The sequence below is a fragment of the Brevibacillus sp. FSL K6-6036 genome (genome assembly GCF_037964015.1).
Classification (GTDB): Bacteria; Bacillota; Bacilli; order Brevibacillales; family Brevibacillaceae; genus Brevibacillus; species Brevibacillus borstelensis.
On the sequence record NZ_CP150173.1, the window covers coordinates 2984339 to 2999356 of the forward strand.

17 protein-coding genes are annotated in these 15018 nt (G+C 50.3%); all 17 read right to left on the minus strand.

Annotation, left to right across the window (positions count from 1 at the left end):
• Position 1 precedes the first annotated feature (1 nt).
• Complete coding sequence (locus NST37_RS14945) at positions 2-868, minus strand: MinD/ParA family protein (protein WP_003385872.1); 867 nt, start codon at positions 866-868, stop codon at positions 2-4.
• A 5-nt stretch (positions 869-873) separates the two neighbouring features.
• Positions 874-2286 (minus strand): flagellar biosynthesis protein FlhF, encoded by a 1413-nt coding sequence (gene flhF, locus NST37_RS14950; protein ID WP_339185542.1) that lies wholly within the window; start codon positions 2284-2286, stop codon positions 874-876.
• Positions 2283-4325: a flagellar biosynthesis protein FlhA gene (gene flhA / locus NST37_RS14955; protein WP_003385875.1), complete on the minus strand. Its 2043-nt coding sequence runs from the start codon at positions 4323-4325 to the stop codon at positions 2283-2285. The genes flhF and flhA overlap by 4 nt, the downstream gene beginning before the upstream one ends.
• Before the next feature lie 25 nt (positions 4326-4350).
• Positions 4351-5448 (minus strand): flagellar biosynthesis protein FlhB, encoded by a 1098-nt coding sequence (gene flhB / locus NST37_RS14960; RefSeq protein ID WP_003385876.1) that lies wholly within the window; start codon positions 5446-5448, stop codon positions 4351-4353.
• Entirely contained in the window at positions 5445-6227 is a 783-nt protein-coding gene (fliR, locus tag NST37_RS14965) for a flagellar biosynthetic protein FliR (protein WP_003385877.1), read from the minus strand. Before fliR ends, flhB begins: the two co-directional genes overlap by 4 nt.
• A 3-nt stretch (positions 6228-6230) precedes the next feature.
• Positions 6231-6500, minus strand: a complete 270-nt coding sequence (fliQ, locus tag NST37_RS14970) for a flagellar biosynthesis protein FliQ (RefSeq protein ID WP_003385878.1) — start codon at positions 6498-6500, stop codon at positions 6231-6233.
• 34 nt (positions 6501-6534) lie between these two features.
• Entirely contained in the window at positions 6535-7296 is a 762-nt protein-coding gene (fliP, locus tag NST37_RS14975) for a flagellar type III secretion system pore protein FliP (RefSeq protein WP_003385879.1), read from the minus strand.
• A complete protein-coding gene (locus NST37_RS14980) occupies positions 7293-7967 on the minus strand; it encodes a flagellar biosynthetic protein FliO (RefSeq protein WP_024983837.1) in 675 nt (224 codons plus the stop codon). Before NST37_RS14980 ends, fliP begins: the two co-directional genes overlap by 4 nt.
• Entirely contained in the window at positions 7967-8329 is a 363-nt protein-coding gene (locus tag NST37_RS14985) for a response regulator (protein WP_003385881.1), read from the minus strand. The genes NST37_RS14980 and NST37_RS14985 overlap by 1 nt, the downstream gene beginning before the upstream one ends.
• 29 nt (positions 8330-8358) lie before the next feature.
• Complete coding sequence (gene fliY / locus NST37_RS14990; protein ID WP_003385882.1) at positions 8359-9708, minus strand: flagellar motor switch phosphatase FliY; 1350 nt, start codon at positions 9706-9708, stop codon at positions 8359-8361.
• Entirely contained in the window at positions 9701-10696 is a 996-nt protein-coding gene (fliM, locus tag NST37_RS14995) for a flagellar motor switch protein FliM (protein WP_339185543.1), read from the minus strand. The genes fliY and fliM overlap by 8 nt, the downstream gene beginning before the upstream one ends.
• Before the next feature lie 39 nt (positions 10697-10735).
• Positions 10736-11194 carry a flagellar basal body-associated FliL family protein gene (locus tag NST37_RS15000; RefSeq protein WP_003385884.1) on the minus strand — a complete coding sequence of 153 codons (459 nt, stop codon included), beginning with the start codon at positions 11192-11194 and terminating at the stop codon, positions 10736-10738.
• Positions 11195-11209: 15 nt separating this feature from the next.
• On the minus strand, positions 11210-11434 hold the full coding sequence (locus NST37_RS15005; protein ID WP_003385886.1) for a flagellar FlbD family protein: 225 nt from the start codon (positions 11432-11434) through the stop codon (positions 11210-11212).
• A 67-nt stretch (positions 11435-11501) separates the two neighbouring features.
• Positions 11502-12320, minus strand: coding sequence for a flagellar basal body rod protein FlgG (gene flgG / locus NST37_RS15010; RefSeq protein WP_003385887.1), 819 nt, complete (start codon positions 12318-12320; stop codon positions 11502-11504).
• A gap of 93 nt (positions 12321-12413) precedes the next feature.
• The gene (locus tag NST37_RS15015; RefSeq protein ID WP_003385889.1) at positions 12414-12809 is read right to left on the minus strand and encodes a TIGR02530 family flagellar biosynthesis protein; all 396 of its coding nucleotides are present in this window, start codon (positions 12807-12809) and stop codon (positions 12414-12416) included.
• Positions 12810-12833: 24 nt separating this feature from the next.
• Positions 12834-14036: a flagellar hook-length control protein FliK gene (locus NST37_RS15020; RefSeq protein ID WP_003385890.1), complete on the minus strand. Its 1203-nt coding sequence runs from the start codon at positions 14034-14036 to the stop codon at positions 12834-12836.
• 72 nt (positions 14037-14108) lie between these two features.
• The gene (locus tag NST37_RS15025) at positions 14109-15008 is read right to left on the minus strand and encodes a hypothetical protein (protein WP_003385891.1); all 900 of its coding nucleotides are present in this window, start codon (positions 15006-15008) and stop codon (positions 14109-14111) included.
• Positions 15009-15018 lie beyond the last annotated feature (10 nt).

The following is a 15018-nucleotide window of genomic DNA, read 5'->3' on the forward strand; positions in this document are numbered from 1 at the left end:
ATTATGGGATGAAGCCCTTCAGCTTCTTAAAGAAACCTTTTAAACCTCCTGGTGAACCGGAACCCGCTGCTCCAGCGCTCCCGAGATATGCAGCTACCAGATTTCTGATGCTTTTGGAAGCTTGCGATTGCGGAAAGGCAAGGAAATACGGACGCTGCTGTTTTACAGCCTTTGTGACATGATCGTCATCCATGACATAGCCGAGCTTGCTTATCTCCATATCCAGAAATCGTTTGGCTACCATGCTCAATTTGTCCGCAGTGGCTTGTCCTTCACGATCCGACGTTGCCCGGTTAATGACAAGGCGTACCTTCGTCTGAGGATTGCGGGAGTGAATCATTTTAATTACAGCATACGCATCCGTAATAGCCGGCGGCTCTGGCGTCGTGACCAAAATCACTTCATCCGAAGACAGCATGAATCGCAAAGACTCCTGAGAGATGCCCGCCCCGGTGTCAAAAATAATCGTATCGGCGTAGCCGTGAAGCGGTTCCAGCTTTTGAAACAGGATATCCAGCTTGTGGTTGTCGAGCTGAAGAATTTGGGTAAACCCTGAACCTCCCGCGATAAATTCCAAATTTCCGGGTCCTGTCTCCATGATGTCCCAGACTGTTGCCTCTTGATCGATCAAATGCAGCAGGTGACGCTTTGGCGTAATTCCCATCAGTACATCCAGGTTTGCAAGTCCCAAATCGACATCAAACAGGATAGCCTTGTGCCCTTTTTCGCGCAAGCCAAGTGCGAAATTCAGGCTGAAGTTGGATTTCCCTACTCCCCCTTTGCCGCTCGTCACCGTAACCAACCGCGTCTGCCGGGAGGACGAATTCTGCTGCATTCGCTCACGAAGTCGTTTTGCTTGGTCATGCATACGATTCATTCCCCCATTATCATGTTAGCTATCAGTCGGGGGGTCGCCACGATAATATCGTCCGGGACATTTTGGCCCGTAGTCACATAAGAAATCGAGAGCTCCGTCTCAAACGCTACGTTTAGCATGGCCCCATAGGCATCCGTTTCGTCCGCCTTTGTAAAAATGACCCGGGAAACCGGAACATCGTCAAAATTGCGGATGATCGTCTTCATGTCGCTGTATTTGGACGTGAGACTCAGTACCAAAAAGTTTAGACTGTTTTGATCTGCCACCACCAAATCGCGAATCCCTTGCACATACTCGTCATTTCGGTAGTTTCTTCCCGCTGTGTCGACAAAGATCAGATCACACCCGCTTAATCGCTCCATCGCTTGCGGAATCTCTTTCGGAGAAAAAACCACTTCAAACGGTACATTCAATATGTTTGCGTACGTCTTCAGTTGTTCAACGGCCGCAATCCGATATGTGTCTGCCGTAATAAAGCCGACTTTCCGCTTTTCCTTTAACATGCAGGCTGCCGCCAATTTTGCGATGGTCGTCGTCTTTCCCACGCCAGTCGGTCCAAAGAAGAAAGCATACCGTACGTCTTTTTCGATGCAAGATGGCCGTTTCACGGCTTTTTCGAGACGCTTGGCGATCAATTCCTCCGCTACCTGCGAGGCCTTGGCATCATCCCAATCAGTCTCGCACTCCAGAATGACTTGCTGAATAACCTGCGCTGCAGCCTCCTCAGTTACCTCTTGCTGCCTCAATCGGCTTCTCACCGCTTGAACCGGCTGGGGCAATTGCTGTGTCATATCATTGGTCAACAGCTTTTCAAACATCTGCCGCATGCTGCGGACCTCAAGTGCGATCTGATCGCTCTGCTCACTCGCCGACGGGGGCGAGTCGGTTTTCGAGTTCCGGGGTTGGATCGGTTCTTTCATTGGTTCTTTCATTGGTTCTTTCATTGGTTCTTTCATCAATTCTTTTATCGGTTCTTTTTCTGGGTGGTGCTCTTTCAGAAGATTGTCTGATCCGTGACGTTCCGCCTCCACCCTCTGCTCACGTGTATCCTGCTTGCCGAAGAGGACTGGTGCAGCGTCTTCCGACAGCGGCTGGCTCCCAATGCCCTGGCTTTTGGTCTGGGAGCTTGCCGCAATAGACTGATAGGCTCGCTGGGCAGTGCTCGTGCCGGTCGTTACAGGTCTGGCGGGAACGGTCCGCTGTCTGGCCGCAGCCGAGCTTTTTTGCTTTTCGGATTCTTTGTCGTCGACAGCCGCGACCACCTCAATTTGCTGCTTTCCAAAAAAACCGAGAAAGCCTCCCGTCTTGATTGCTTTGGAATTGAGAATGATGGCTTCGGACCCTAGATCAACACGAATTTTGTCAAGTGCTTCCGGCATGGAATCGACTATGTATCGTTTTACTCTCACGAAATGTTCACCATCCCTACACTTTGCACTTCAACATGTGGCTCCAGCTCGCTGTACGACAGAACAGGAACATCCGGCATCATCCGCTCCATGAGCTGACGCAGATACATGCGGACGGCAGGCGATGAGAGAATGATCGGCTGCTGTCCCGAATTGACCATTCTGCTAACCTCCGCTGACATATTCTGATAAATGCGCTGTGATGTTTCCGGATCGATAGCCAGGTAGCTGCCCTGCTCAGTCTGCTCTACGTGCTCGGAAATCGTCTTTTCTAATCCTGGTCCGGCGGTGATGACGCGGAGCGGCTGTCCCGGCTCCGTATATTGCAGGGTGATCTGGCGCGACATCGCCTGACGCACGTATTCGGTCAACACTTCCGGATCTTTTGTGTACATCGCATGATCAGCCAATGCTTCCAAAATGACTGTCAGGTTGCGAATCGAGACTTTTTCACGCAGAAGCTTTTGCAGCACCTTCTGCACTTCGCCGATCGACAGAGAGCCTGGAATCAGCTCATCGACGAGAACCGGTGCCACCTCTCTAACATTGTCAATCAGTGCCCGCGTCTCTTGACGTCCAAGCAATTCATGAGCATGACGCTTGATCACTTCGGTCAAATGAGTGGCGACAACAGATGGAGGGTCCACAACCGTATATCCGGAAAGTTCAGCAATCTCCTTATTTTCTTCTGTTACCCATAAAGCGGGAAGACCAAACGCAGGTTCAACGGTTTCGATCCCGACGACCGAATCATCGTCAAAGCCCGGGCTCATGGCGAGATAATGATCGAGCAGGATTTCTCCCGTCGCAATCTGATTCCCCTTGATTTTGATCACATATTCATTCGGGCGAAGCTGGATGTTATCCCGGATGCGGATGACCGGCACGACAATGCCAAGTTCCAAGGCAACCTGGCGTCGAATCATAATGACGCGATCGAGCAGATCACCACCCTGCTTGCTGTCCGCAAGCGGAATGAGTCCATAGCCAAATTCAAATTCGATCGGATCGACCTGAAGCAGGTTGACGACGCTTTCTGGACTGCGCACTTCTTCCAGCTGCTGATCTTCTTCTTGTTGAGCCGTCTCTTCCCAGGCCACCTTTTGCTTCCGCGTCATTTTCCATCCGGCAAAAGCGAGCAAGCCGGAAATCGGAACAACAGGCACCAGACCAATGGGCGTGAGCAAGCCAAGCAGGAATATTCCACCGGCCACGATAAACAGCAGGCGCGGGTAGCTGAATAGCTGATTGGCGATATCTTCGCCCAGTCCGTCTCCAGACGTTGCGCGCGTTACGATGATACCGGTCGCAGTCGAAATGAGCAGCGCCGGGATTTGGCTGACAAGCGCGTCACCTACGGACATCGTTGTAAATTTAGAAGCGGACTCGGCAAAGCTCATGTCATGAATCACCATGCCGATGATAAATCCACCGATAATATTCACGATAAAGATGATAATACCGGCGATGGCGTCCCCTTTCACAAACTTGCTGGCACCATCCATCGCGCCGTAGAAATCCGCCTCGTCTTCGATTTTTTTCCGACGGGCCCGAGCTTCTGTATCGGTAATCATCCCGGCATTCAAGTCCGCATCAATACTCATTTGTTTCCCTGGCATTGCATCCAGGGTAAAGCGTGCTGCAACCTCGGCAACGCGCTCCGAGCCTTTTGTAATCACGATAAACTGAATAATGACAAGGATCAGGAAAACAACAAAACCTACGACCTGATTGCCGCCTACGACGAAGCTGCCGAACGCTTCAATAACTTTTCCGCCCTCGGCATGCGAAAGAATGTTTCGCGTCGTCGAGACGTTCAAAGCCAGTCGAAAGAGTGTCGTAATCAGCAGGACTGTAGGAAAGATGGAGAACTGCAATGTCTCCCGCGTGTACATAGACACTAGCAAAATCGTCAAGGCAAGGGAGATGTTCAATATGAGAAGCAGATCCAACAACTCGGAAGGCAGTGGGATCACCATCATGACAACGATACTAATGACAAACAAGACCGTACCTAGCTCTTTCATCTTTAATCCCACCGTTAGTCCTCCTCTCTTCTTTGTTTTACTTCACTTTCCCTTGCAGTTTGTATACATAGGCGAGAACCTCGGCAACCGCTTTAAACAATTCTTCAGGTATCGGCTGACCAATCTCCACCTGGCTATGTAGAGCCCTGGCAAGAGGCTTGTTTTCCATCGTTACAATACGGTGTTTCTTTGCAATTTCCTTAATCTTCAATGCCATGTAGTCTTGCCCTTTGGCAATCACTGTCGGCGCGTGCATCTCATTGCTGTCGTAGCGGATCGCAACCGCAAAGTGAGTCGGGTTGGTAATCACTACATCGGCTTTCGGCAGCTCCTGCATCATGCGCCGCATTGCCATGCTGCGCTGACGCTCACGAATCTTCCCTCTAATGAGGGGATCACCATCTGATTGTTTGTATTCGTCTTTAATATCCTGTTTGGACATTCGCAGATTTTTTTCGTACTCATATCGTTGATACAAGTAATCCAAAATAGCCAAGATGAGAAGCAACAGCCCGATTAGCAGTCCCAGTTTGGAAGCTTCCGCTGCAGCAAAGGAGAGCGTCGCTTCCAGCGGTTGCATGGAGAGCTTGATTAATTCATCTCGCACATCCCACAAGATCATGTAGGCAACCAGTATGCCTGTACTGATTTTTAAAAGCGATTTGGCCAGCTCCACCAATGAACGGAGGCTGAACATTCGTTTGGCCCCCTTGATAGGATCCAATTTTTCCAGTTTGAACTGAATCGTCTCTGTCGTAAACAGCCACCCCACCTGGGCGTAGTTTGCAAAGAGGGCAACTAAAAAAACAGCGGCGAGCACTGGCCCGGCAATCTTGACTGCTTCCCAGGCAACCTTCCGGATAATGATTGCCAGGTTTTCTTCATTTACTTGCCACGTCGCAAAGGTGATCAGGGACTCTCTCATCAGGTTTTCAAAGGAATGAAACATAGTTGCACCAAAAGCGACGAGCATGAGAAACGCTGCCATCAGGCTAAGCGCCGGAGACAAGTCGGCGCTTTTCACCACTTGCCCTTTTTTACGGGCATCCTGTTTCTTTTTGGGAGTTGCCTTTTCTGTCTTCTCTCCGCTGAAGTATTGGAGGTCGACAGGGTACAAAAAAGTTATTCGGTTCATCCTGTTCCTCCGAGCAGCTTCATCATCTCCGCTAACGATCGAAACATTTTTTCGAACAAACTGCTTAACGTCAGGAGAAATGCAGGCATCACTACGATTAACAGAAGAAAGCCTGCCAGCAGTTTGATCGGAAATCCAACAACAAAAATATTAAATTGCGGGACTGATTTGGCGATAATACCAAGAGAAAGGTCTACCAGAAACAATGAAACGATTATCGGCGTAGCAATCAGAAAGGCGCTTAGAAACATTTCCCGAAATACTTTTACCGCCAGCCACATGACCTGTTCGCTGCCCAAAGCAGCCCATACGGCATCGATTGGAATGGCTTGATAGCTTTTGATGATTCCGCGAATGAGCATATGATGTCCATTCATGCTCAGAAAGTATAGCATCGCCAAAACGTTTTTGAATTGGCCCGTAAGCGGAACGTACGCACCGGTCCGCGGATCGATGACGTTGGCCATAGCCAGCCCCATTTGCATATCCATGATCCCGCCCGCAACCTGGACAGTGACATACATCAACTCGCAAATATAGCCCAATATGACGCCGACCAATGCCTCTTTGATGACGTAAAGGATAAATGTCAAATCCATCGGGATTGCCCCTTGAACCGGGACAGAACCAAAACTGATGACCGCCATAAACAAAGCCAAACCGATCTTAAACTGATTCGGCACGCCTTTCATCGAGAAAAACGGAGCCGATACGAAGAAAGCGGTCAGGCGGACAAATACAAGCAACAACACAGGTAGGTGAACCAAGAAGGCTGTCATTGGTTACCCGACAAACTTGTGGAGATTCCCAAATATCCCCATGGTGAACTCGAGCATGATTCGCAGCATCCAAGGGCCGACAGCCAGGATGGTGACCAGGATGGCGACGATTTTGGGAATAAAAGCGAGCGTTTGCTCCTGAATTTGTGTCGTTGCTTGAAAAATGCTGACGATCAACCCTACCAGCAGACCTACGCCCAGCGCCGGAGCAGCGATCAGCAAAATCGTATAGACAGAGCTTTGGGCAACTCTCATAAGTAACTCTTGTGTCATGCTCTACCCTCCTTGGCCGGGTTCCTCTCGTACGCTAAAAGCTGGTCAGAAGAGATTTGACTACCAGGTACCAGCCATCGACCATGATGAACAGCAAAATTTTGAACGGGAGTGAGATCATCACCGGGGGAAGCATCATCATCCCCATTCCCATCAGAATACTTGCAATAATCATATCGATGACAAGAAACGGAATAAAAATCATAAAACCGATTTGAAATGCTGTTTTCAGTTCACTGATCGCATAAGCGGGAACCAATGCAGTAAGCGGAATATCTTGTACTGTCTTCGGCCGCTCTGCCTTTGCAAACTCCAGAAACAGCGCCAGGTCCTTTTCACGTGTCTGTTTGGCCATAAATTCCTTGAATGGGATGACCGCAGCCGCAAACGCCTGTTCTTGCGATAATTGCCCCTGCATAAAAGGCTGGACAGCCGTCTCATTTACCTTGGCCAATGTCGGGGACATGATAAAAAAGGTCATGAACAGAGCGAGTGCGATCAATACCTGGTTTGGTGGCATTTGCTGAGTTGCCAATGCATTGCGGACAAACGACAATACGACGACAATTCGCGTAAAGCTGGTCATGAGCAGCAAAATGGCAGGCGCTACGGACAGAACTGTCAAGATCAACAGCAATTGAATGGCTGTCGAAGTCTCCTGCGGCGTACCAGCTCCGCCCCCAATTTTCAAGTCAATCGTAGGGACCAATGATGGTTGAACCGGTGCTGCTGCCGCCATATCCGGTATGACCAGCAATGCGAGCACAATCACGAGCAGCTGCAGTATTTGTTTCATCCCAAATCTCCTCTGTCCTTACCTTGCTCATCCATCCAGCGGACATTTTGTTCCGAGCGTTTTGTTACCGTTCCCCACTGGTTTCGTAGGATTTCTTCAAACGTACGACCTTGCCCATCGGAAGGCTGGAAAAATTCGTCACTGTTCTTTCGATTGCCGCCAAATGGGAGCCATTTCAGCGGCGATGGCAGCGCGCCTTTTATTTCTGCATCTGCCAAAATCAGGTCAGCTTCCTCTCCAGCCGGTATGTGATGAAGCAATTGAACATTTTCACCGACACCGAGCACGTACAATGATTCTCCGATCATTACCACTTGGACCGACTTCCCATTCCCGAGCGGTGCCATACTGATGACTTTAATCGGCCCTTGTGCCATTCCAACCTGACGCTTTGACAAAAAACGCAGCAACAAATAGATGAGAACCAGAATGATGCCCAGTGAGAAAATAACCTGTATCAGGTAACCCCACATACTGCCAGACCCGCTTCCTGGAATGGGTGCCGGTTCCTGTGGACCGGCGGACCCATCAGTCGATAGCGTGCCTTTTTTCAGTGCATCGGCGACAGAACTGCTCTCCGCCAAAGCCTGAGCCGGAAGGGAAGCGACGAACAACAACAGCAGGCAACAAATCCAGATGAGCCGCACCCTTGTGTCCCGGAGTTTCATCATTAGCTCAACGTCTTTTTGATCGCTTCCAATACGCGATCTGCCTGGAACGGCTTCACGATAAAATCTTTTGCTCCTGCCTGAATGGCGTCAATTACCATTGCCTGCTGCCCCATCGCAGAACACATGATGACACGAGCATTCGGATCAATCTTTTTGATTTCTTTCAGTGCCGAGATTCCATCCATCTCTGGCATGGTAATATCCATGGTGACCAGGTCAGGACCGAGTTCTTTGTATTTTTCTACTGCCTGTGCTCCGTCGCTTGCTTCTCCGACGACGCTGTACCCGTTTTTAGACAGAATTTCTTTAATCATCATGCGCATAAATGCTGCGTCATCAACAATGAGAACTTTGTTAGACATGGATTAGCTCCTCCTCGTTTTTACCGTTGTTATTGCAATTTCGAAACGCGGTCAATCGGACTGATAATGTCGGTTACGCGAACCCCGAAGTTTTCGTCGATGACCACAACCTCGCCTTTGGCGATCAATTTGTTGTTTACCAAAATGTCTACATGCTCACCAGCCAGCTTGTCCAGTTGGATGATCGATCCGGCTGAAAGATCCAGTATGTCTTTGATCAGCTTCTTCGTACGGCCAAGCTCGACTGTCACCTGCAGAGGAATGTCCAATAGCAAATTCAGGTTCTGTTCGTCAGGTGCAGCCATCATACCGCCACCGAACGGAGAAAATTGCGCTGCTTTCACATTGGCAACATTCATCGGCTGTGCTCCAAAGTGCTGGGGAGCGTGTGGAACCGGCGGCTGGACATATTGCGGCGGGTACGCATAAGCCGGTGGATAAGGATGCTGACCATATGGATCCTGGTACATCGGCGGAGCCTGATAACCCATCGGCGGTGGTGCGTAACCAGGGTGCGGCGCTTGTGCCGGCTGTTCTGGATAAGGTGTCTGTGCAGCTGCTGCTGGCGGCTGAGTGGCTGGACTTGCCGGAATCGTTGGTTCGGTGTGGCCAGCCGGCTGACTAGGAGCAGAGGGCGCTTGAGCTTCCTCAGCAGGACTTGCAGCAGCGGCATCCGCATCTGATGCGCCAGTCAGACGTCCGATCATATCCTTCGCAAAGGATAGCGGCAAGAGCTGCATGATATTGGAGTCGATCAGCTCTCCTTGCTCCCCTACCTTTAAACGGAATGAGACTTTGACCAGCGGGGTGTCATCCTCCGTGAAGCTGTCTCCGCCCTTCCCCTGCGCAAGATCCATCACATCAATCCCTGGCGGTGTGATGTTTACCAGTTGATTAAAAATGGTAGACATCGACGTGGCTGCAGACCCCATCATTTGATTCATGGCCTCTTGAACTGCACTTATATGCAGATCGGACATTTCCGTCGTGCTCGGGCGACCATCCCCGCCCATCATCAGATCGGCTACAACCGCCGCATCTTCCATCCGGACGACAAGCAGGTTGACGCCTTTAAAGCCATCTGTATACTCTACGTGAACTGCGACATGCGGCATGGGAAACTCTTTTTCCAACTCGCTGACTTGAACCATCGAAACAGTAGGCGTCGTAATATCCACCTTTTGGCTTAACAAGGTAGAGAGAGCCGTTGCTGCACTGCCAAAAGAGATGTTTCCAATCTCTCCAAGTGCGTCTTGCTCAAACGCCGACAGGTAGTCGGCCACATCTGGCACGCTCTGTTGTTCCGTTTCCTCTTCTACCAAATTGTTTGCTCGCAGCAGCGCGTCAATTTCTTCTTGAGAAAGCATGTCTCTACTCATTCATTTCCTCCCCTTCCTCAAGGACTTCGTCGATCTGCACCGCAACACGACCTTTTTGCGTGCCGGGCTGTCCCAGGAACTTCAGTTGATCTCCCACTTTAATTCTCAACTTGTTATCGACGAGATGATCGAGCTGGATCACATCACCGACCTGAAGCTGCAAAAACTCTCCTACGGTGATGGCAGCGGTACCCAACTCCGCGATAATCGGCAGGCTGGCTGCTTTCACCCGCTCCTCAACCCGCAATCGCTCCTCTTCATCCCTCGTTTTCTTCTGTTTGGAAAACCAGTACTGTCCGGACAGCTTCGACATGATTGGCTCCAACACGACGTGTGGCAGACACAGGTTGATCATCCCCGTCGTATCTCCAATTTTTGTACTAAAGGAGATAACCGCCACGATTTCGTTCGGAGAAACGATCTGCATGAATTGGGGATTCATTTCAAGCCCTTCCAAATACGGGTCCAACTCGATAATTTGTTTCCACGCTTCATGGAAGGTATCCAATGCCTTTCCAAACACGCGCTCCATCACGGTTGTCTCGATTTCTGTCAGTGCCCCCATTTTGTCGGGGATAATTCCTTGCCCGCCAAGGAGTCGATCCAGCATCGTGTATGCGATGTTTGGATTCACTTCCAAAACCATTCGGCCTTCAAGTGGTGGCGCCTCAAAAATATTGAGAATCGTCATCTTCGGAATGGAGCGAATAAACTCGTCATACGGTAATTGGTCGACGGAGGCAACTGTTATTTGCACGAAGGTACGAAGCTGAGCTGAAAAATATGTCGTCAACAACCGTGCATAGTTTTCGTGGATACGCGTCAATCCGCGAATCTGATCTTTGGAAAATCGCAATGCCCGCTTGAAGTCGTATACTTTAACCCGCCGCTCAGTCTCTTCTTTTTTCAGCTCGTTGGCATCCATCTCTCCGGAAGAAAGTGCTGCCAACAACGCGTCAATCTCACTTTGTGAGAGAACCTCGGCCATCTGTCGTCACCCCCTTGCTATGTATTCATTCATCATTTGTTAAGATAGGAGCTGTTTCGTTGTGATTACCTGAACGATTTTGCCTTCCTGCATCAATGCGCTAATCTCGTTCATGATTTTGGCTTCCAGCTTGTTGATTCCCTCTGTTCCCTTGATGTCATCGGGTTCCAGACCTGCTAGTGTCTTGATGATAATCTGGTTCACCTGAGGCAGGCGTTGCTCCAGCTCTTCCTTGGAACTGCTGCTGTCCGCAGTGATGGTGAAACGAACGATGATGTAGTTTTTGGAGAGCAGGTTTGTGGTAATCTCGCCAGTGTCAACCGAGTACTCTTGCATTTCCTTGGCCGAAAGAGCCTTTACCTCTTTGGATTCGTCATGGCTTGCTGATTGTGCTGCAGGGGAGAGATAGGTTTGCCAGAGCACGAACGATATGACTCCTAGAAGCGATATCGCAATAATGATGATAAGGGCCATGTTAAACAAGCGATTTTGAAACATTTTTTGCGCCTCCCGCTATTCAATGGAATCGTCTTCCGGCATGCGCGGCGGTGTAAACGCCGGGAACGCGTGCTGGTAGAAACGCAGGATCCGCGCGATCACTTCCTCTGCCGTTTCTTTCACGATGTGCTTTTTCCCCGTAAGCAAGGTGATAACCGTATCGGGAGTGGACTCCACCGTCTCTATGTGCGTCGCGTTCAAGTAAAACTGTGCGCCGTTGAATCGGGTTAGTTGGATCATCTGCCGCTCCTTTCGGGTTGTAGGGGGGAGGAAGCAAGCAGCTTCACTCCCCGATCCCCTTTACACATTATCGTTTCAGATTCACCAGTTCTTCCAGTACCGTATCAGATGTCGTAATGATCCGGGAGTTTGCCTGGAATCCGCGCTGAGCAACGATCATCTCGGTGAATTCCTCGGACAGGTCAACGTTGGACATTTCCAGCTGTCCGGAGATGATGCTTACTTGAGCCTGAGCAGCTGTGATCGGCGTATCAGGAGCACCATCGAATGGGCCAGCATTGTTCGTATTTTCATACAAGGAATTGCCGATTTTTTTGAGCCCGCCCGGATTGTTGAATTTCATGACGCCAATAGTGAACGGCGTGTCCAAAGCACCTTGCGCGTCAACCGTAGTGACCACCCCATCTTTTCCAATCGAATAGGAAACGTAGGTGTCCTGCGGGATTTGAATGGTTCCTCCACCGCTGTCTACGAGCTTGAGACCCTGGGAGTTTACCAAGTATCCTTGCGAATCCCGGGTAAAGTTCCCTGCCCGCGTATAGTAGAAGGTAGTGCCATCGTCGGGCGTTACCATGAAGAAGCCGTCGCCTTCAATGGACAAATCGGTTGGCAGGTTCGTTTGCATAGGGCTGCCGGCAGAGAAGACAGTATCAATTGAAGCCATTTGCGACCCCAAACCGATTTGAATCGGGTTTGTACCGCCTTTCCCTCCCTGATCTGCTGGCGCTGTCGCTCCCGCGATGTTCTGGCTGAGAATGTCCTGGAACATGACGCGTCCTTTTTTGAAGCCTACGGTATTCACGTTGGCGATGTTGTTGCCGATCACATCTAGTTTTGTCTGAAATCCGCGCAAACCTGAGATGCCCGAATACATAGAACGCAGCATAATGCGATTCCTCCTCGATAATATTCAGTAATTGACTGCTTCAGTCAGTCGGCAGTCCGCAGGCTTCCTCCGAAGAGGTCCAGCCCTCATTCGTTACACAAACACAGCACTGTCTATATTGGTAAAAACGCTATCCTTCATTCGTCCGTCATCTACGGCAGTAATCACTTTCCGATTCTGGATGCTGACCACGAACGCTACATTGTCCATCATGATCAGAGATTCCCTTGCGCCTTTGTCGGCAGCCTTTTTGACGCCGCCAGCCAGACGGTCCATCTTGGTCTCATCCAGGCTGATTCCTCTTTCATTCAAACGGTTCAACGCATGCTGACTGAAAGTGATCTCCTGAGACCTCTTGGCTTTCTCAACAGATTCCGTCAGGTAGTCGCGAAAGGCTTTCCCGTTTGTCGCAGAACTGCCTGAACGTGCAGGTACGGTATGGCTTGGTTTGACAGGAAAGTAGGTCTGCCCGACGTTAAACGAGTGCATGGCGGTTCCTCCTTGTCCTATTCCTTAGCCGGAATAACCGATTTTACTGATCTCATCGCTGCCTTCTACAAGAGCATCGAGCGAGAATTCAGCTTTGTCCTGCCTGTCGCTTTGCTGATTTTCATTGTTTTGCTGCTGCTGGCGTTCTCGTTGCTGCTGCTGAAATGGCAAGCTTCCAGCCTGTTGCTGCTGATTTACCTCCAGACGGTCGACTTGCAGTCCTTGCTGCGTCAATGCAGCGCGCAGCTGAGGCAGCTGGTTGTCCAGCAATTCTTTTCCGGCGGTTGTTTCCGCGGAAAAATGAGCGGTAATCATCCCGTTATGGGAAGTGATTTTGACGTCAACCTGTCCGAGAGACTGCGGATACAAGATCAGCCTTGCCTCGTGCACCCCGTCCACTTGCGTCAGCTTCATTTGCTTCACAAACAACTGTGTCACCTGCTGGCTGAACTGATTCGCGTGGATTGGATGGCCGCCAGTCGGAACATTTCCTTTTTGCCCAAACGTTTGCACATTCGGATTGTTCTGTTGTGCAGTCAAAGGATTGGCGTCTGGCTCCATCATGAAATCTGCCGTTTGCTGCTGGCTGGTTGGAGCGGCTGTTTTCGCCTGCACACCGGCCTCGGCCTGGTAGCTGGACAATGCGTGTGACACGCGCACCGGCTGCATCGTCGACATCAGGTTTGTCCGCTGTGACATATACGCTGCAGTCGACTGTTCCTTTGAACGAGCGGGCACAAGGCCTTGGGGCATAGTCTCATTGGATTGGTTGAGCGCCGCCATAAAATTGGCCAGCTTTTCTGCTGTTGCTTGGGAAAGTCCCCGTTGAGTGAACGTAGCTAGCAAGTTCTGAACTTGACTGTCAGACAAGACCGCTGTCTTCGGAAGCTTGTTCATCATGTCAGCCAGCTCTTTTGTCTTTGCTTCCAACGAATTGACGATGTCATGGCTCTGGGACTGCGACGTTGCAAACAACTGTTGGAGCATGGCTAGCAATTCAGCAATTTCTTCCTGGTCTTCTGTGTCCATTCCGTCCGCTTCAACCTGAATGACAGCATCCTCCATTCCCTCTAATTGTTCGAGAGCTGACATCATCTGCATGGCAAACAAATTCTCCAGAGTCCCAGGCAGTTGCTGACCAGCCGTCCCCGTCAGAATGGCTGAACCGTTTGCAGATGTTCCTACCGAAGCGGGTACTGCTGGCGCAGCGACATTGGCTACATTCATCTCTGTCACCTCCTCTTGTTTTTTGTTGCTTATGGAAAACGACAAGCGAACAAGCTTTAGGCTCTTCTCCGCTTATCGAAGCAACTCGCTGGTAATTCGGGCTGCTACATCTTCTTTCTTTTTGCTGTCTTCCTTGGCTACGGCCGCCAGGATAGACGCCCGTTTGTCATTGGACATGCCCGCCAGAATCGAGATTGCACGGTTCTTATTGGTCCCCATGAGCGAGCGGATAATGGAGGCCGCATCCTCGGCGGGCATCTGTGAAAATGTCTGAACAAGCGCGTCCAAGCTGGTCGTATCTTTCCTCGTTTCGCTCAGCGCTTTTGTCAGCACTTGAACTCTCTCCTGCAAGGCTGCGATGTCGTCGTCTTTGTTTACAACCGAGTCCTTCAGCAGGATCGAGATATCAGCAGCTTTTTTCGGGTCCATTTTGGCCAAAATGTTCGCCTGCTGATCCGCCTTCATCTTCTTCATCACCGTAACGGCTTCTTCCAGACTTAAATTCTCTACGATGGCAGCCGCGTTTTTCGGCGACATCGTAGAATACAGCTTCGCCAAATCCTGGTACTGCTTTTGGCGTTCTTCCTCTGTCGTCCGCTTGTCCTCGATCATTTTTTGCAAATCCTGAACTTGTTTCTCCAGCGCTTGAATGGTGGCGTCCTTCTTCTCTGCTTCTCCTTGCAAGCTGGCGATGGTTTGCTGGCTTTTTGCTTGTTCTTCCTGCAGGCTTTGTACCTGTTTTCCCTTATCTACCATTGGTGCTTCTCCATCGCCTGCCGCATAATCGTCGGGAACTAATTTTTCCACGTAGGGAATGCTGTTTGCCCATGTAAGCACTTGTCCCAAGACGTTGACACCCAGAAAGCTGAGAAAGACCCCCCCAAGGAGTGTGGCAAACAGAGCAGGGATGACAATCATGTAAAAGAACCATTCCCACCTGCTGTATTCCCGTTCTTCTTGGATCTCTTCCATAGTGAACCTC